We start from the raw sequence: 18,016 nt of genomic DNA on the forward strand, positions 1-18,016 counted from the left end.
CCTCACTGGTCGGACTCCGCTCGCCGCAACCGGCCTAACGGAATCGAACGCCGGACCGCGGCCCGCCGGAGCGCGACAACAGCGCCTCGTCGGTGGCCGCCCGCACGACGGACGACGAGTAGCCCTTGCGCATGAGAAACGCGGTGAGGCGCCGCTTGGCCGTCTCGAGATCGTACGAGCTGAGCTGGGAGGCGCGTTTGACCGCGAGTTCGGTTGCTCGCGACTGCTCGTCGTTGTCGTCCACCTGTTCGAGCGCGGCGTCGATGTGCTCCTGGTCGATGTGCCGCCGGCGCAGTTCCGCCGTGAGCGCTCCGCGACCGAGTCCCTTGCGTTCGTTCCGGGTGCGCACGAGAGTCTCGGCAAGCGCCGCGTCGTCGAGCAACCCGACTCCCTCGAGGCGGTCGAGCTCGGTGGCGACGGTCTGCTCGTCGATCTCGCGAGAGAGGAGGGTCTTCTCGAGCTCCCACCGGGACATTCCCCGCCGGGTGAGCGCGTGCATGCTCACTCTCTCCACCCGCACCTCCTCCACCCGCACCTCCCGGGTGCCGCGGCCGCCCTTCTCGGGCAGTTCGGCCTCGGACTCCGGCCGTTCCCCGGCACCCTCGGCCGCACTCTCGGAAGGGTCCTCACCGAAGAAGGTGGCGAAATCGGGAAGGGCGGTCTCACGACCGCGGGACTCGTCGGCGCCAGCCGTTTTGGCGCCAGCCGTTTCGGCGTCCGGCGACGGCGGCACGACGCCCGGCAGGTAGGTCACCCTGGCCAGCTTCTCGTCTGCGCCGCCCTCACCGGAAACCATGGCCTACGCCCCGACCGCGGTGCGCTTGGACGCGGCGGTCGACAGGGGTGCGACCTCCCGGTCGCCCGCGCTCACCGCGAGACTCTTCGCGGCCTTGGCGCTGGCGGCCTCGGCTCCGGCCGCCGCCTTGACCTCGAGCGCAGCGGCAGCGGCCGCGGCCTTGGCGTCGCCCAGAATTCCGAGTTTCGCCTTGATCTTCTGCTCGATCTCGTTCGCGACCGCGGCATTCGCCATGAGGTACTTGCGCGAGTTCTCCTTGCCCTGCCCGAGCTGGTCGCCGTCATAGGTGTACCAGGCGCCGGACTTGCGCACGATCTCGTGCTCGACTCCGAAGTCGATGAGGCTGCCCTCACGCGAGATTCCGGTGCCGTAGAGGATGTCGAACTCCGCCTGCTTGAACGGCGGAGCCATCTTGTTCTTGACGACCTTCACCCGCGTGCGGTTACCGACGGCGTCCGTGCCCTCCTTGAGGGTCTCGATGCGACGGATGTCCAGCCGCACCGACGCGTAGAACTTGAGCGCCTTGCCGCCGGCCGTGGTCTCCGGGCTGCCGAAGAAGACACCGATCTTCTCGCGGAGCTGGTTGATGAAGATCATTGTCGTGTTGGTCTGGCTGAGCCCGCCGGTGAGCTTGCGCAGCGCCTGCGACATGAGTCGGGCCTGGAGGCCGACATGCGAGTCGCCCATCTCGCCCTCGATCTCCGCACGCGGGACGAGAGCAGCGACGGAGTCGATCACCACGAGGTCGATCGAGCCGGAGCGGATGAGCATGTCGGCGATCTCGAGCGCCTGCTCCCCCGTGTCGGGCTGGGAGACGAGGAGGGCATCGATGTCAACGCCGAGCGCCTTCGCGTACTCGGGGTCGAGCGCGTGCTCCGCGTCGATGAACGCCGCGATGCCGCCCGCGGCCTGGGCGTTGGCGATGGCGTGAAGGGTGAGAGTGGTCTTACCCGAGGACTCCGGCCCGTAGATCTCCACGATGCGACCACGGGGCAGACCACCGATGCCGAGCGCGACATCCAGGGCGATCGAGCCGGTGGGGATCACCGCGACGGGGGCACGCTCGTCGCTGCCCAGGCGCATCACCGAGCCCTTGCCGAACTGTCGGTCGATCTGGGCGAGGGCGGTTTCCAAAGACTTTTCGCGATCGGCTGCTGATGGCATTGTGCGTGCTCCTTTTATGACTCGTATCGGTGCGCCTATAGGCTGCCGTTTCGTCGGGAGAACCGATCCTGCAAGGCTCTACCGACCTGCGACAAGGCTGGTGTTGGCGGCTTCTCCAACAAATCCGACACTACGCGCGGCCGGGGACATTGCTCCTGGGGCCGGGTGCGAGGTGCAGAACTCGATCGCATGATCCGCTGTGCAGGAGCCTACGCGCGTCCGAAGAGATGTTCGAATGTTTCTTCCCGGCGTGTCGCGCGTATTCGAAGCAGGATCGTCGAGTGCACTGACCCGGGTCAGGCCTTGGGCGTGCGCTGACCTACCCCGTACCAGCGGTTCTCCGGCACATCGGCGGCGCGGCAGAGGGCGAGCCAGATCGCCCGGGCATCGAGTCCCTTGGCGATCGCCTGCTCGGCGGTGAGGCCGCCCAGCTCGTCGAGCGAGAGGTCGTGCACGAGCGTGCGGCCATAGGCCTCGCCGAACTCATCGCCCACGGCGGTCCACAACTCGCTCAAACGCATTCGTACAACCTAACCGGTGGATCGGGCACGGCACGTCGACGACGCCCGCGCGGCTTAACGCGAGGATGCCCGGCTCTCGCGAGCCGGGCATCCCCTCGTTCACGACCCGGGCACACCGTCCCGGATCGGCTCAAAGTCCTTTAGCGGGCAACCAGACCCGCGTCGAAGTCCGCGACGAGGTCGTCGGGAACCGTGTCGGGAATCACGTTGATTCCCTCGATTACGGCGAGGCGGTCTCCCACCTCACGCATGATGACTGAAATCGGTGTTTCGAGTGCATCCGCAACCGAAGCGAGAATCTCGGAGCTGGCCTCCTTCTGGCCACGCTCCACCTCGCTGAGGTAGCCGAGAGCAACGCTTGCCTTGCTCGCGACCTGACGAAGAGTACGACCCTTCTGCAGGCGGAAGTCCCGGAGCACGTCACCGATTTCTTGACGAACTAGAACCATTGGACCCTCCTCCTATGACGCGACCTGTGGATCGACCTTGCCGATGGTTGTGTAACACTACAACCTCCGTTATGCAAACTCTAACCAGCCGCGACTGTGTGACGCTTGTGAATCACTGGTATGTAACGAGATTGAAACGCGAAAGATTCCCGCCTGACATCTCAGGCCCCGGTCGGCATTTCATCGAGCATTTCGTGGAGCCGTGCGAGGGATTCGGAGACGACCCCGGTTCGGATTGCCTGGCGGTCTCCCGACAGGTCGAGGCGTAACGCGGTCACCGTCGGCCCGAAGGCGATTCCGATGAAGACCACCCCGGGTTGCTGGCCGCCCTGGGGATCCGGTCCGGCCACGCCGGTCGTCGACAGCCCGATGTCTGCCGGCACTCCCCCCACGGCGAGAACCGCCCTCACCCGATCTGCCATCTGCCTGGCGACCTCTGGATGCACCGGGCCGTGCTCGGCGAGCAGGTCGGCGTCCACGCCGAGCACCGTGGACTTGAGCTCCGTGCTGTAGGCCACGACTCCGCCGAGCACCGCGGCGGACGCGCCGGGAACTCCGATCAGTTCGGCGATCAGGAGGCCGCCCGTGAGGGACTCCGCCACGGCGACCGTGAGCCGCCTGTCGACCAGGGCCGCGATCACGGCGGCCGCCGTCACCGCCTGCTCACCGGTCGGGGAGGCAGACACGGTCAGGCCTGCTGTCGGTTTTGCTGACGGTACTTCACGAAGAAGTCGATGCCGGAAATCACCGTGAGGGCGAGCGCGACGCCCATCACGACCCAGCCGAGCCACAGCGCCCAGACGCCCACGATGGTCCAGAACGGGAAGAGCAGCAGTGAGATGCCCACCGCCTGCAGCACCGTCTTCAGCTTTCCGCTCGCGACGGCGGGGATCACCCGCGTGCGGATCACGGCGAAGCGGAAGATGGTGATGCCGAATTCGCGGATGAGAATAACGATCGTGACCCACCACCACAGTTCGCCGAGGATCGAGAGGGCGACGAGGGCGCCACCGGTGAGCACCTTGTCTGCGATCGGGTCGAGGATCTTACCGAAGTCGGTGACCAGGTTCTGCCGCCGCGCCAGGATGCCGTCCACCGTATCCGTGACGATCGCCACGACGAAGATCACGGCGGCCACCCAGCGCAGCGCACCGAGTTGGCCCTTGTCGGCGAGCAGCAGCCAGATGAAGACCGGGGCCATGAAGATGCGAACGACCGTGACGATGTTCGCCACGTTGCCGGTGCTCGCCGGGGTGTCGCCGTTGCGTGCGACCCGCCCCCGCATGGGGTTCGGTCGTTTCGCCGGTGGCTCTTGCGGTGCTGGCAGCGCCACGAGTTACTCCCTGCCGGTCAGCTTCCAGGCGTCTTCGTCGTCCGACGACCCGTCCACCTCATCGTAACCGCTCGTCATGTCCCCGACGGGGTCGGCCGAGTACCGGTCTGCCGACGCGACCTCCGACACGCTCGGCCCGTCGTCGCCGCGCAGGCGAGCGAGCACACCGGCGAGTTGCTCCGGCGCCACCAGCACGTCCCTCGCCTTGGACCCCTCCGACGGCCCGACGATCTCGCGGGACTCCATGAGGTCCATGAGCCGACCCGCCTTCGCGAAGCCGACCCGGAGCTTGCGCTGCAACATCGAGGTGGACCCGAACTGCGTGCTCACGACGAGCTCGGCGGCGGCGAGCAGGAGCTCGAGGTCGTCGCCGATGTCGCCGTCGATGTTCTTCTTCTCGGCCGACACGGCCACGTCCTGGCGGTAGTCGGGGCGAGCCTGGCGCGTGACGTGCTGCACGACGGCCGCGACCTCGCTCTCGGTGACCCACGCGCCCTGCACGCGGATCGCCTTCGACGCCCCCATCGGCAGGAAGAGCGCGTCGCCCTGCCCGATGAGCTTGTCCGCTCCCGGCTGGTCGAGGATCACGCGCGAGTCGGTCATGCTCGACACCGCGAAGGCGAGCCGCGACGGCACGTTGGCCTTGATGAGTCCCGTCACGACGTCCACGCTCGGGCGCTGGGTGGCCAGTACCAGGTGGATGCCGGATGCCCGGGCGAGCTGGGTGATGCGCACGATCGAGTCCTCGACGTCGCGCGGGGCGACCATCATGAGGTCGGCGAGCTCGTCCACCACCACGAGCAGGTACGGGTATGGCTTGAGCGATCGCTCGCTGCCGGCCGGGAGCACGATCTCGTCGGCCACGACGGCCGCGTTGAAATCGTCGATGTGGCGGTAGCCGAAGCTCGCGAGGTCGTCGTACCGCATGTCCATCTCCTTCACGACCCAGGCGAGCGCTTCCGCGGCCTTCTTTGGGTTCGTGATGATGGGCGTGATGAGGTGCGGGATTCCGGCGTACGGCGCGAGTTCGACGCGCTTGGGGTCGATGAGCACCATGCGCACCTCGGAGGGCTTCGCCCGCATCAGGAGCGAGGTGATCATGGAGTTGACGAAGCTCGACTTGCCCGAGCCGGTGGACCCGGCGACGAGAAGATGGGGCATCTTGGCCAGGTTGGCGACGACGAAACCGCCCTCGACATCCTTGCCGAGTCCGATCGTCATGGGGTGCTGGCTCGAGGTTGATGCCTTCGACCGCAGCACGTCGCCGAGGGAGACGATCTCGCGGTCGGCATTGGGGATCTCGACGCCGATGGCGCTCTTGCCCGGGATCGGGGAGAGGATGCGCACCTCGTTCGAGGCGACGGCGTACGAGAGGTTCTTGGTGAGGGCAGTGACTCGCTCCACCTTGACCCCGGGCCCGAGCTCGATCTCGTAGCGGGTGACCGTCGGGCCGCGGCTGAAGCCGGTGACGCGCGCGTCCACCTGGAACTGGGTGAGCACCTCGGTGATCGAGGCGACGATGACGTCGTTCGCCTCCGAGCGCGACTTGGGCGGGGTGCCCGGCTGGAGGGTGGCGGCGGCGGGCAGGCGGTACGGCGCGGTCGGCTGCGCGTCACGCCGGGCGACCGCGGCGTCGTCGAATTCCCCCAGGCCGCCCTTGGTGGATGCCTTGTCCGAGAACCCGGGAAGAAGCTCGGCGATGAGGGGTCCGCCGTCGTCCGTGATCCCGGTGACCGGTGCCACCTCCCCCGTGAAGCGCTTGACGGCGTTCTCGGCGTTCACGAGCTCCTCGAGCAGCTCCACCCCGAACTCCTCGTCGTCGTGGCGCGTGTGGTCGATCACCTCGGTGGCGTTGACGTCACGGCCCTTCTTGTCGTGCGTCAGCACCGGGCTGTCGAAGGCCGGGTCGTCCTCGCGCTGCGTCTTGTTGCGGCGCCACCAGGGCAGCGAGGCGGTGTCCTCCGCGTCGATGCCGAGGTCATCGAGGTCGCCGAACGACACGCTGTCGGCCTTCTTGGCGGAGCGCTCGTCGACATCCGGCAACTGGGCGCCGAAGAGGTAGGAGTACAGCTCCCGCAGCCGCGCGCCGAGGTGGTTCGGCGGGGTCTTGGTGAGGATGAAGAGGGAGAGGAGCAGCAGGAGCGAGACGAGGGGAACCGCGAGCCACGCCGTGCCCACCGCGAGAAGCGGGGCGGCGAGCACCCAGCCGGCGATGCCGCCCGCCCTGGCCAGCACCTCCATGCCGTCGGAGGGCTGCGGCTGACCGCCGAAGATGTGGCAGAGCGCGCTCACCGTGGTGAGGAGCACGGCGAGGCCGATTCCGATGCGGCCGTTGTCGTGCACGGACGACGGATGCCGGAAGAGCCAGACCGCGAAGAGCAGCATGATCACCGGGAGGGCGAAGGCCACCCGGCCGAACAGTCCGCCGAAGGTGTAGCCGTCGAGGGCGATGGCCACCGGGTCCGTCGGGTTGAACCATTCGACGACGGCGCCGATCACCGCGAGCACGAAGACGAAGAACGGCACGCCGTCGCGGCGCTCGTCCTTGGCGAGGGTCTCCTTGCCGAGAACCCGCGCCGCACCGCCGACCACGTGGGCGAGTCCGAGCCAGGCTACGGTGAGCAGGCCGGGCTTCTCCACCGGCACGGCCTTGGCCGCCGGGAGCTTGCGGGTGGTGCCCTTCCCGGTGGCTCGGCTCGGCGCGCGCGACGGCGTGGCGCGCGCACGCGGGGTCGACCTGGTACTCGTAGCCATGCGTCAACGGTAACGCGGAGGTCCGTCAGACCCCGTAGCGTCGGGGCGCGTGTCAGTACCGGATCGCGTCGATCACCTTCACGCGCACGGCCACGATCGCGGGCAGGAGCCCGGCGAGGGCGCCGACGGCGGTCGCCGCGACGAGTCCGACGATCGCCGCCTCGATCGGGAACGGCGGAAGGTCGACCACCCCCTGGGAGATCTGGGCCTGCAGCCAGGGGTTCTCCACGATGGCGATCGCGGCGGCCACGCCGACGACTCCCGCCGCGAGAGTCGCCACAACGCTCTCCATCATCACGGCGAAGAACACCCGCCCCGCCGTCGCGCCGAAGCTGCGCCGGATGCCGATCTCGCGAATGCGCTGGCGAACGGTGACGAGGGAGATGTTCACGAGTCCGAGCGCGCCGAGGAAGAGCACGAGTCCGGCGACGCCGCCGACCACGATCTTGAAGGGGAGCAGGGGGTCGGCCCCGCCATAGGCCGCGTAGTCGCTGCGGTTCACCTCCACCGTGCTGCCCACGGGCGCCGATGCCGCGAGATCGCGCTTGAGGAGCGGGATCAGCTCCGTCGAGATCGCGGTCGGAACCCAGGCCTCGAAGCCGGGCATCGGCCCCTGCTGCGCCGAGGTGTCGGCCAGCGCCCTGTAGGCGTCGGTGAGGAGGTACATCGTGGGAGGGTCGAGCGGGTTGGACTTGGTCACGCCGATCACGACGGCCGTGGTCGGATGCTGCCCGAGCACGGCCGCGGTGGGATGGGTGCGCAGGTCGGGAGAGCCGAGTTGACTCCAGAATGTGCCGTTCACCACGATCGCGGGTGCCAGCCTCGTGGCGTCAGAGTCGGCGAACCACGATCCGTGGGCGATCGGCACCCGGCGCATCGTGCCGAATGGCACATCGATCGCCGTCGCGCTCACGTCCGCCGCCCCGTTGGCGAATTGGATGCGCAGGCTCGCCTCGGTGCGACGGGAGTGGTACTCGATGCCGTAGCGCTCCATCGTGGTCTGGAAGGCCGCGGCGACGGCACCGGACTCGACGGGGGAACCGTCCCGCGAGCTGACGTAGGCCTGAATGCTGGCCGGACGTCCGCCGTTACGCTCGTTGGACTCGCGCAGGGACTGCTCGGCCACGCTCCCGAGGCCGACCACCGAGGTGATCGCGGTCACCGCCACCGCCACCCCGATCAGGCTCAGGAGAACGCGGGTGCGGTGGATGCGCACCTCCGCCCACGCCTCGCTGAAGGCTCCGACGAACGCCACGGCCGGCGACTGCCGGGAGCCGCGCGCCCTCACAGCGTGACCTCGGGAGCGGCGAGGGCGAGCACCCGGCCGACGTCCACCGGGGTGAGCACTCCCCGATCGAGCCGATAGTGCCGCCTGGCCAGCGCGGCGACGTTGGCGTCGTGGGTGATGGTGATGAGGGCGGCGCCCGAGCTCTCCGCGACGTCGTCGAGAAGGCCCATCACGCTGACCCCGGTCTCGATGTCGAGCGCCCCGGTCGGCTCGTCGGCGAGGATCAGGCGCGGGCCGCGCACGAGCGCCCTGGCGATCGCCACCCGCTGCTGTTCCCCGCCGGAGAGCTTCTCGGGGATCGACTGGGCCCGCGAGGCGAGGCCCACGCGGTCGAGCATCTCCATGGCGACCTGTCTGCGCCGCCAGAACATCCGCCCGGTCGCGTAGAGCAGGGGCGTCATGACGTTCTCGAGCGCGGTGCGCCCGCCGAGCAGGTTGAACTGCTGGAAGATGAAGCCGATGTCCGCGCCGCGGGAGCGATCCCGCTCGTTGGCCGAGAGCGAGCTGGTGAGTCGATCGTCGAAGAAGATGCTCCCGGCCGTGGGGGTGTCGAGGAGGCCGAGGAGATTGAGGAGGGTCGACTTGCCCGATCCGCTCCGGCCGACGATCGAGACGTGGTCGCCGACGTCCACCGCGAGGTCGACTCCCCGGAGGATCTCGAGCACTTCCTCGTCCGGCAGGATGACCGACCGCGTGACGCCCTCGAGGCGAAGCAGGGTCACTGCGACGAGCCCTGGCAGATGTTTCCGCCCTCTGGTGTGATGACGCAGCCGTTCACGTCAGGCGCGGCGACGGCCCCCGGCACGAACTGCAGGACCTTGTCGCCGGCCTTGAGACCGGTCGTGATCTCCACGTTGCTGCCGTCGGTGAGGCCGAGGCCCACCGCGTGCTTCTCGGTGGACCCGTCGCCCTTCTGCGTGTAGACGGTTCCGGTGCCCGCACTGCCCTCGACGGCAGTCACCGGCACGATGAGCACCTTGTCGGCGACCCCGCCGGAGATGGTGAGCGTGGCGGAGAGGCCGCCGAAGACCTTCACCCCCGCCGGCACCGCACAGCGCACCGAGGTTCCGCCGGCCGCGCCCCCGGCATCGCCGACGGTCGGGTCGGCAGCCGCCCCGGCGACGGCAGTGGAGATCGTCAGTCCGGTGCAGGCGAACGGCGCCGGGCCGCCCGTGATGGCGACCGTGGCCTCGGTCGGCTGGTTGAGGAGCCGGTACTGCTGCTCGGGCGAGAGCGATCCCGTGACGCTGAAGGTCGGCGGCGCGACCTGACCGACCGCGTCACCCACGGCGACGATCTGGCCGACGATCACCGGGAACGACGACAGGGTGCCGGCGGAGCCCGCCAGCACGGTGACGGTCTTGGCGAGCAGAGTGCCGTCTGGCGACGCCGTCTCCGAGCGCACGGTGAGGATGGCGGTCTTCGCGTCCACCGCCTGGCCCTGGGTCACCAGCACCTTCTTGACCTCGCCGGCGAGGGTCGCCTTGATCGGCACCGCGGCATCCGCCGAAATCGAGCCCTTGAGGGTCACGTCATTGGTGATGGTGCCCGTCGCGACGGTGCTCTGCGGCTCAATGATGTGGCCGGTGGCCATCGTCGGGTCGGCCGATTGGGTCGCCCCGGAGAAGAAGGCGACCTTGACGAGCGCCACGGCGATGGCCGCGAAGATCACCATCCGGATGATCGGAAAGACCCATTTGCGCGCAATGCCCACGACAACCCCCGACTTTGGTGACCACGACCTTCGGCCACCCTAGCGGAGTTATCGTGAGCAAACATCACCCTTGCGGATGATGCTCCAGGGACGGAGCGCTACGCCTCGATCACGACCGGCACGATCATCGGACGACGTCGATGGGACGAGTTCACCCAGCGACCCACCGTGCGGCGGATCACCTGGCTGAAGGCGTGCGTGTCGCGCGTGCCGTTCGCGGCCGCGTCGGTCAGGGCGCGGATGATGAGCGGCTTGACCGCGTCGAACACGGCCTCGTCTTCGGCGAAGCCGCGCGCCTGGATCTCCGGCCCGACGATGACGCGACCGGTCTGGGCGTCGATCGCCACGAAGATCGAGACGAAGCCCTCCTCGGCGAGGATCCGGCGGTCCTTGAGGTCGGCATCCGTGATCTCGCCGACCGTCGACCCGTCGACGTACACGTAGCCGAGGTCGAGCAGCCCGACCACTTCGGCGACGCCGTCCTTGAGGTCGATGACCGTGCCGTCCTCACCGATGATCGTGTTGCTCTCGGGGATGCCGGTGTCCATCGCGAGGCGCTGGTTGGCCACGAGGTGCCGGTACTCGCCGTGCACGGGGAGCACGTTCTTCGGGCGCAGGATGTTGTAGACGTAGAGCAGCTCGCCCGCGGAGGCGTGCCCGGAGACGTGCACCTTGGCGTTGCCCTTGTGCACGACGTTCGCGCCGAGCTTGGTGAGACCATTGATCACGCGGTAGACCGCGTTCTCGTTGCCCGGGATGAGGCTCGAGGCCAGAATGACGGTGTCGCCCTTGCCCACCTCGATCTGGTGTTCGAGGTTGGCCATGCGCGCGAGCACGGCCATCGGCTCGCCCTGCGAGCCGGTCGACATGTAGACGATCTTGTTGTCCGGCAGGTCGGCGGCCTTCTTGGCGTCGATGAGCACGCCGGCCGGCACCTTGAGGTAGCCGAGGTCGGCCGCGATCGTCATGTTGCGCACCATGGAGCGCCCCATGAAGGCGACGCGGCGGCCGTTGGCGTGGGCGGCATCCAGCACCTGCTGAACACGATGCACGTGGCTCGAGAAGCTCGCCACGATCACCCGGCGCGGCGCCTTGGAGATCACGGACTCGAGCACGGGCCCGATGTCGCGCTCCGGGGCGGTGAACCCCGGCACGTCGGCGTTCGTGGAGTCCGGCAGGAACAGGTCGACGCCGATCTCGCCGAGCCGTGCGAAGGCGCGCAGGTCGGTGATCCGGTCGTCGAGGGGTAGCTGGTCCATCTTGAAGTCGCCGGTGTGCAGCACGACGCCGGCGCTCGTCTTGATGGCCACGGCGAGGGCATCCGGAATCGAGTGGTTGACCGCGATGAACTCGAGGTCGAACGGGCCGAGCTTCTCGTGCTGGCCCTCGCGCACGGTGAGCGTGTACGGGTTGATGCGGTGTTCCTTGAGCTTCGCCTCGACGAGGGCGAGCGTGAGCGTCGAGCCGATCAGCGGGATGTCCTGGCGGAGCCTCAGCAGGTACGGCACCGCCCCGATGTGGTCCTCGTGGCCGTGGGTGAGCACGACGCCGATCACGTCGTCGAGGCGGTCCTTGATGGGACTGAAGTCGGGCAGGATCAGGTCGACGCCTGGCTGGTTCTCCTCGGGGAAGAGAACGCCGCAGTCGACGATGAGGATCTTGCCGTCGATCTCGAAGGAGGTCATGTTGCGACCGATTTCGCCGAGGCCGCCGATCGGGATGACGCGGAGCGTTCCCGGAGCGAGTGGGCGTGGGTCGAAGACAGGTGAGTTCATGGAATCCATTTGGTGTGTGGCCGGTGTGGCCGGTTGTGTGGGGTCTCTAGCCCCCGGTTAAAGTTCGTTGGTCAGCGGGTCGTGCCGGCGACCTTGGGCAGGGCGCCGCCCGCCGCCGCGTTGCGATCGGGTCGGAAGTTGCTGAGATCGACACCGGGGATCTCCCCCACGATGGCGAGTTCGTCTTCGATCTGGGCGGCCTCGTTGTCCTCGGGGCCGACGAGCGGCAGGCGCACTCGCGGACTGCCGATGCGGCCGAGCCCGTGCAGGATGTACTTGGCGGCCACGGTGCCTGGCACGTGTGTCATCACGGCTCGCACGAGCGGCTCGAGCTGCCGGTGGGCCGCCGTCGCCGTGGCGAGGTCGCCGGCGTTCACCGCGTCCACGATCACCCGGTAGGGCGCCGCGGCGATGTTGGCGGTGACCCCGATGAGGCCGGTCGCGCCGATCGACAGGTGCGGAAGCACGTTCGCGTCGTCGCCCGAGAAGTAGAGCAGGTCCGTCTGGTTGAGCACCCGGCTGACCTCGCTGAAGTCGCCCTTGGCGTCCTTGATGGCGCGGATGTTCGGGTGCTGCGCCGCGCGCAGGATCGTCTCGTACTTGATCGGGATGCCGGTGCGCCCCGGGATGTCGTAGAGGATCACCGGCAGGTCGGTCGCGTCGGCGATCATGCGGAAGTGCGTGAGCACGCCGGCCTGTGTCGGCTTGTTGTAGTAGGGGGTCACGATCATGACCGCGTCAGCGCCGGCCTTCTCGCTGTGCTTGTAGAGCTCGATCGCGTGGGCGGTCTCGTTCGACCCTCCCCCGGTGATGATCTTTGCGCGGCCGTTGGCCACGGACTTTCCCACCTCGACGAGCTTGAGCTTCTCCGGGTCGGTGAGCGTGGAGGTCTCGCCCGTCGTGCCGGTCACGACGATGCCGTCCGCCCCCGCGCTGATCACGTCGTCGATGTGCTTCTCCACGCCGGCCCAGTCGACCTCACCGTCGGCGGTGAAGGGAGTCACGAGGGCGACGAGAACCTGGCCGAACGGATTTGATGACGTAGACACGTACTACAGGGTATCGTGCGCCGCCCCCGATGCGCGGCATACCGCCGCCTGCTCGCGGGCGAACTCCGCGTCCACGGCCCTGCGGTCGCCCGGCACGGGCCGGCGAGTCCAATGGACGACGATGGCCGCATCCGGATGCTCGGCCAGCCGTTGTCGGTAGTCATGCGCCGTCCGCAGCCTCGAAGCCGTCCTCGGCACACTCACGTGCAGCGCCAGCTGATCGGGCTCGCCGAACCCGTGGTGGGCGAGCGCACTCACGCAGGCGAGCCTCCCGCCCACCCGCCAGGCCCGGATCAGCGCGTCATCGGTGTCCGTGGTGGCGTACCAGCCCTTGCGCACACGGATGATGCGCCCATAGTCGACAAGCATCCCGATGAGTTCGGGCGAATAGCCGTGGCTGCCGAGTTCGCTCAGTCTGGCGATTCCCCCCAGCTCGTGGATGACTGTCAGGACACGCTGCATGTGCCGAGTGTGGATGGCACCCCGGCGACGAGGTCGTCACGGACCAGGTCTGTGGGCGGCACGCTCCCCGTGGCGACGTCGGAGGAGATGTCGCACCCTTGCCTGCCGGCTACCCTCCCCAGACTCCAGTTCTGCAGGACATGATCTGCGATCCGGAGCCCCTCCGCGATCCGCGCGGCATCGACCCTCCCGTAGCCGCTCCGCAGACTCCAGTTCTGCAGGACGCGATCTGCAGGACACGGCCGTCACCGGGCGGTGCGCCGCAGGTGCCGGACGAGCAGGGAGACCGTCCCGAGGAGGGCCTGCGGGAACCGAGTAGCGACCGTCGGTCCGCTGCGACTGGTCCAGGTGAGTCGGGCCACCCGAGTCTGGCGCGCGGAGCGTCCTGCAGAGAGTGTCCTGCAGAACTGGAGTCTGTGGGGGTAGGGAGCCGTCAGGCCTGCGCCGCGGCGCCGGTGTCGGTACCGGTGCCGGTGCCGGTGCCGGTGCCCAGCGTCGGGGCGACGAAGGTGTGCGGCGGCGACGCTTTCTTGCACACGCTGTCCTGCAGACCCTTGTCCTGCACATGCTGTCCTGCAGAACTGGAGTCTGCCGGGTGAGTGGAGCCGTGCAAGCGGCCAGGCGAGATCTAATTGACGTAATTGTCAAGTAGGCATATTGTTGAGTGATGCGAGACGGAGACCGACCGGTGGGCCAATTGCCGGTAACCCAATTGCCCATAGCCCAATTGAAGGCCGAGCTCTTCAAGGCCATTGCCCACCCCGTGCGGGTGCGCGTGCTCGAGGTTCTGGTGGGCGGGGAGCGTCCGGTCGGTGAACTTGCCGAGACGCTCGGCATAGAAATGTCCCACCTGTCCCAGCAACTGGGAATCCTGCGTCGGGGCGGCGTGCTCGTGACGCGGCGATCGGGCAACACCATCTACTACTCGCTGCGCGACCCTCGAATGTCGCAGCTGCTCGCGGTCGCACGCCAGATGCTCGTGACCACCCTCGAGGACTCCCAGCAGCTGCTCGCCAACCTGCAGGCCGAGGACATCGACGCGGAGTTGGCGACTCCCGGGCCGGCCGGCCCCGCCAGCACCTCCCGATGACCGCCCGCGAGGCCACGACGGAGGCCCTCCGGTTCGCCAGGACGCTCCTGCCACGGAAGGACGACTTCCGCGCCGCTCGACGCTCCCCCGGCCGGGACCTCCTCGCCGGGCTCACTGTCGCGATCGTGGCCCTTCCCCTCGCGCTCGCCTTCGGCGTCGCCTCGGGCCTCGGCGCCCAGGCGGGCCTCATCACCGCCATCATCGCCGGGGTGCTCGCCTCGGTGTTCGGCGGCAGCAACCTGCAGATCTCGGGTCCGACCGGGGCGATGACGGTCGTGCTGCTCCCCGTCGTGCACAGCGTTGGCGTCGACGGCGTTCTGCAGGTCGGACTGATGGCCGGCATCATCCTGCTCGTGCTCTCCGCGAGCGGCGTCGGACGCTGGGTGCGCTACCTTCCGATGTCCCTCATCGAGGGATTCACGGCCGGCATCGCCGTCGTGATCGCCCTGCAGCAGGTGCCGAACATGCTCGGGGTGAAGGCGGGGGCCGGAGAACACGTCTGGCAGATCGCCTGGGATGCCGTGCTGCTCTTCGCGAGGAACCCGCACCCCGCCGCGCTCCTGATGTCGCTCGGCGTCGCGGCGGTGATCCTGCTCGGAGCGCGCTGGAAGCCCGTGTTGCCGTTCTCCCTCGCCGCCGTGGTCGTCGCGACGGTGACCGCCCAGCTCGCCGGCCTCTCGCTGCCGATGATCGGTGCGCTCCCGGCCGGGTTCCCGGCACCGACGCTCGCCTTCTTCGATCTCTCCCGCATCGGCGCCCTGCTCCCCTCCGCCTTCGTCGTCGCCGCGCTGGCGGCCCTCGAGAGCCTGCTCTGCGCGACCGTCGCCGACGCGATGAGCGTCGGCGAACGGCACAACCCGGATCGGGAGCTCTTCGGCCAGGGAATCGCCAACATCGTGGTTCCCCTCTTCGGCGGCGTGCCGGCGACGGCGGCCATCGCCCGCACCGCGGTGAACGTGCGGGCCGGGGCCCGCTCCCGGGTCGCGTCGATAACCCATTCGCTCGTGCTCGCCGCGATCGTGCTCGTCGCCTCCCCGCTCGTCGGCGGCATCCCGCTCGCCGCGCTGGCCGGGGTGCTCCTGGCGACGACGGTTCAGATGATCGAGGTGAGCTCGATCAAGGCCCTCCTGCGGTCGACGAGGGCGGATGCGGCGGTGCTGCTGCTGACCCTCGGCGTGACCGTGGCCCTCGACCTGGTCACCGCCGTCGCCGTGGGGCTCGGAGTGGCCGGAGTGCTCGCGCTGCGGGCGGTGGCCCGGTCGGCGCGCGTGCAGAAGGAGGCGCTCGATGCCGAGGTGCCGCTCGACGGAGAGCGCAGCGCGGAGGAACGTGCCCTCATGGACGAGCACATCGTGGCCTATCGGCTGGATGGTCCGCTCTTCTTCGGCGCTGCCCACCGCTTCCTGCTCGAGCTGACCGAGGTCGCGGACGTGACGGTGGTGATCCTGAGGATGTCCCGCGTGAGCACGATCGACGCGACCGGCGCCTCGGTGCTCAGCGACGCCATCCGCCGGCTCGAGCACCGCGGCATCGCCGTGCTCGTCTCCGGGGTGCGACCGGGGCACGAGGCGGTTCTCGACGCGCTCGACGTGGGCACGCACCTCCGGGAGGCCGGTCGCATCTTCGCCGACACCCCGTCCGCGATCGCCTACGCGCGCGGCCTCATGCCCGCCCGCCGCTCACTGAACGGCTAGCCCGGTCACCGGCCTACCAGCTAGGGCGCTACGCGGCCGTTGCCGTTGAACGCGGCGTAGGTGAGCGGCATGAGCTCGGCGAAGAAGTCTTCCATCTTCTCCGCGGCCATCTCGATCTCCCGCTGCGGGAAGGACGGGAAGGTCGTGCCCTCCCGCTTGGTGCGCAGCGAGAGGAAGTTCATGAGCGAGCGTGCGTTGAGGGTCACGTACATCGACGAGTAGATGTTCAGCGGAAGCACGATCCGCGCGACCTCGCGGGCCACGCCGGCCTCCAGCATCCGCTGGTAGGACTGGAACGCGGAGACGCTCTGCGCCCGCGTCTCGTGGTCGACCAGCGAGATCTGCTCGGTGGAGCCTGGCAGGAACTCGTAGGCGCCCGGCTTGCCCACCTGGACCAGGTTGCGATCGGCGTTCGGGACATAGAAGGTCGGGTTGAGCTCGCGATAGCGCCCGGATTCCTCGTTGTAGGAGGCGATGCGGTGCCGCATGAACTCGCGGAACACGAAGATCGGCGCCTGCACGTAGAAGGTCATCGAGTTGTGTTCGAACGGCGACCCGTGGCGGTCGCGCATGAGGTAGTTGATGAGCCCGCGGGCGCGCTTGTCCCCCGCCTCGGTGTCTTCGGATGCCTGGGCCGCCTCGAGGGTCTGCTCCCCCTGGGTGGAGACTCGAGCCGCGAAGAGCACGTCGGAGTCATGGGCACTTGCACGGACGAGCTCGACGGTGATGTCGGAGCGGAACTCGATGTCATTTGGCACGGTTTTCACCCTAGCGAAGGCCTCGGACATCGCCCTCACCGCCACTCCGCCGATCGCGTCACCGTGGGCGTAACGGGACGTCACAGTGCAGCGCCCGCTCCTCGCGCGGAATATTCTTGCGAGCACGATGAACCCCCTCGCTATCGCTGCATCGCTGCTCGGTCTCGTGGCCCTGGCCACCGCCGCCGGGCTGGTCTGGCGCGCCTCGACCGGTCGTGCCCGTGCCGTCTCGTCGTCCGACACCGTGATCTCGGTCTCCGAGTTGTCCGCGGACGCCGTGGCCGGTAGCGGAGCCACTCTGCTCCAGTTCTCCACCGAGGTCTGCGCCCCGTGCAAGACCACCAGGACGCTGCTCAGATCGCTCGCGGCCGAGCTCGACCCCGTTCGACACGTGGATGTGGATGTGACGCACCGGCCGGACATCGCCAACCGGTTCAACCTGCTCCAGTCGCCCACCACCTTCATCCTCGACGCGAGGGGCGTCGTGCGCTCCCGAATCGGCGGCGCACCGCGCCCGGGCGAGGTGCGGGCGGAACTCGACCGGATCCTCGCCGCCAGCTGACCGGCAACCGCAGACCGCGACCACGACGAAAGAGACGCCATGACCGCCCAGTCGAGCCAGCCGACGCTGCCCCCTTCCAAGCGTGGCCTGGCCGCCGCTCCTGGCCGGCCCGGAATCGACCCCCGCGGGCCTCGGTTCGGTGCCGGCATCACCGCCGTGCTGCTTCTCGTGACGATCGGGCTCGGACTCGGCTCGGCGGCCGGTCCCGCGGCGACCATCGCCGCGCGCGCAAGCGAGCCCTCCTTCGTGCTGCTCGTCCTCATCACGGCGCTCTTCGCCTGGGGCGCATTCGCCGGAGTACGTCGGCATCCGTACGGCTGGCTCTACAAGACGCTCGTTCGTCCGCGGGTCGGCCCGCCGAGTCATCTCGAAGACCCGGCTCCCCCCACCTTCTCGCAGGGCGTCGGCCTGTTCGTCACCCTCGTCGGCGTGGTGCTGCACCTCGCCGGCGTGCCGTTCGCGCTGGTGATCTTCGCGGCTCTCGCCTTCGTCGCGGCGTTCCTCAACTCCGTCTTCGACTACTGCCTCGGCTGCCAGATCTACCTGCTTCTGCTGCGCGGCGGAGTCATCAAGGCCCGGCCCGCCGCCTAGCGCCTGGCATAGTCTG

Annotated in this window: 18 protein-coding genes; 4 read left to right on the forward strand and 14 right to left on the reverse strand. The window is 68.6% G+C overall.

The window, feature by feature from the left end; genetic code table 11:
* Positions 1–34 precede the first annotated feature (34 nt).
* From ACHZD8_RS09515 to ACHZD8_RS09575, 13 genes are all read right to left on the reverse strand, one after another.
* The gene (locus ACHZD8_RS09515; protein ID WP_394770070.1) at positions 35–796 is read right to left on the reverse strand and encodes a regulatory protein RecX; all 762 of its coding nucleotides are present in this window, start codon (positions 794–796) and stop codon (positions 35–37) included.
* A 3-nt stretch (positions 797–799) separates the two neighbouring features.
* Positions 800–1,960: a recombinase RecA gene (gene recA / locus ACHZD8_RS09520; RefSeq protein ID WP_394770071.1), complete on the reverse strand. Its 1,161-nt coding sequence runs from the start codon at positions 1,958–1,960 to the stop codon at positions 800–802.
* Positions 1,961–2,256: 296 nt separating this feature from the next.
* Complete coding sequence (locus ACHZD8_RS09525; RefSeq protein WP_394770072.1) at positions 2,257–2,481, reverse strand: DUF3046 domain-containing protein; 225 nt, start codon at positions 2,479–2,481, stop codon at positions 2,257–2,259.
* 140 nt (positions 2,482–2,621) lie between these two features.
* Positions 2,622–2,930, reverse strand: a complete 309-nt coding sequence (locus ACHZD8_RS09530; protein WP_147783118.1) for a helix-turn-helix domain-containing protein — start codon at positions 2,928–2,930, stop codon at positions 2,622–2,624.
* A 161-nt stretch (positions 2,931–3,091) separates the two neighbouring features.
* Positions 3,092–3,616 carry a CinA family protein gene (locus ACHZD8_RS09535; protein WP_394770073.1) on the reverse strand — a complete coding sequence of 175 codons (525 nt, stop codon included), beginning with the start codon at positions 3,614–3,616 and terminating at the stop codon, positions 3,092–3,094.
* Between the two features lie 2 nt (positions 3,617–3,618).
* Complete coding sequence (gene pgsA / locus ACHZD8_RS09540; protein WP_394770124.1) at positions 3,619–4,215, reverse strand: CDP-diacylglycerol--glycerol-3-phosphate 3-phosphatidyltransferase; 597 nt, start codon at positions 4,213–4,215, stop codon at positions 3,619–3,621.
* Between the two features lie 51 nt (positions 4,216–4,266).
* A complete protein-coding gene (locus ACHZD8_RS09545) occupies positions 4,267–7,017 on the reverse strand; it encodes a DNA translocase FtsK (RefSeq protein WP_394770074.1) in 2,751 nt (916 codons plus the stop codon).
* 52 nt (positions 7,018–7,069) lie between these two features.
* A complete protein-coding gene (locus ACHZD8_RS09550; RefSeq protein WP_394770076.1) occupies positions 7,070–8,305 on the reverse strand; it encodes an ABC transporter permease in 1,236 nt (411 codons plus the stop codon).
* A complete protein-coding gene (locus ACHZD8_RS09555) occupies positions 8,302–9,027 on the reverse strand; it encodes an ABC transporter ATP-binding protein (RefSeq protein ID WP_394770077.1) in 726 nt (241 codons plus the stop codon). Before ACHZD8_RS09555 ends, ACHZD8_RS09550 begins: the two co-directional genes overlap by 4 nt.
* Positions 9,024–10,019: a hypothetical protein gene (locus ACHZD8_RS09560; RefSeq protein WP_394770079.1), complete on the reverse strand. Its 996-nt coding sequence runs from the start codon at positions 10,017–10,019 to the stop codon at positions 9,024–9,026. Before ACHZD8_RS09560 ends, ACHZD8_RS09555 begins: the two co-directional genes overlap by 4 nt.
* A gap of 98 nt (positions 10,020–10,117) precedes the next feature.
* Complete coding sequence (locus ACHZD8_RS09565) at positions 10,118–11,794, reverse strand: ribonuclease J (RefSeq protein WP_394770080.1); 1,677 nt, start codon at positions 11,792–11,794, stop codon at positions 10,118–10,120.
* A gap of 71 nt (positions 11,795–11,865) precedes the next feature.
* A complete protein-coding gene (gene dapA, locus ACHZD8_RS09570) occupies positions 11,866–12,843 on the reverse strand; it encodes a 4-hydroxy-tetrahydrodipicolinate synthase (RefSeq protein ID WP_394770081.1) in 978 nt (325 codons plus the stop codon).
* Positions 12,844–12,846: 3 nt separating this feature from the next.
* Positions 12,847–13,305, reverse strand: a complete 459-nt coding sequence (locus tag ACHZD8_RS09575) for a type IV toxin-antitoxin system AbiEi family antitoxin domain-containing protein (protein ID WP_394770083.1) — start codon at positions 13,303–13,305, stop codon at positions 12,847–12,849.
* 667 nt (positions 13,306–13,972) lie between these two features.
* Here ACHZD8_RS09575 and ACHZD8_RS09580 point away from each other — a divergent pair.
* On the forward strand, positions 13,973–14,395 hold the full coding sequence (locus ACHZD8_RS09580; protein WP_394770085.1) for an ArsR/SmtB family transcription factor: 423 nt from the start codon (positions 13,973–13,975) through the stop codon (positions 14,393–14,395).
* The gene (locus ACHZD8_RS09585; RefSeq protein ID WP_394770087.1) at positions 14,392–16,089 is read left to right on the forward strand and encodes a SulP family inorganic anion transporter; all 1,698 of its coding nucleotides are present in this window, start codon (positions 14,392–14,394) and stop codon (positions 16,087–16,089) included. The genes ACHZD8_RS09580 and ACHZD8_RS09585 overlap by 4 nt, the downstream gene beginning before the upstream one ends.
* A gap of 20 nt (positions 16,090–16,109) precedes the next feature.
* On the opposite strand, the gene thyX is transcribed toward ACHZD8_RS09585, so the two are convergent.
* Positions 16,110–16,847 (reverse strand): FAD-dependent thymidylate synthase, encoded by a 738-nt coding sequence (gene thyX / locus ACHZD8_RS09590; protein ID WP_394770088.1) that lies wholly within the window; start codon positions 16,845–16,847, stop codon positions 16,110–16,112.
* Between the two features lie 127 nt (positions 16,848–16,974).
* On the opposite strand from thyX, the gene ACHZD8_RS09595 reads away from it, so the two are divergent.
* Complete coding sequence (locus ACHZD8_RS09595) at positions 16,975–17,409, forward strand: TlpA family protein disulfide reductase (protein ID WP_394770089.1); 435 nt, start codon at positions 16,975–16,977, stop codon at positions 17,407–17,409.
* A gap of 39 nt (positions 17,410–17,448) precedes the next feature.
* Positions 17,449–18,000: a DUF4395 domain-containing protein gene (locus ACHZD8_RS09600; RefSeq protein ID WP_394770090.1), complete on the forward strand. Its 552-nt coding sequence runs from the start codon at positions 17,449–17,451 to the stop codon at positions 17,998–18,000.
* Positions 18,001–18,016: the final 16 nt, after the last annotated feature.

This window comes from Lacisediminihabitans sp. (genome assembly GCF_043726815.1).
Taxonomy (GTDB): Bacteria; Actinomycetota; Actinomycetes; order Actinomycetales; family Microbacteriaceae; genus Lacisediminihabitans.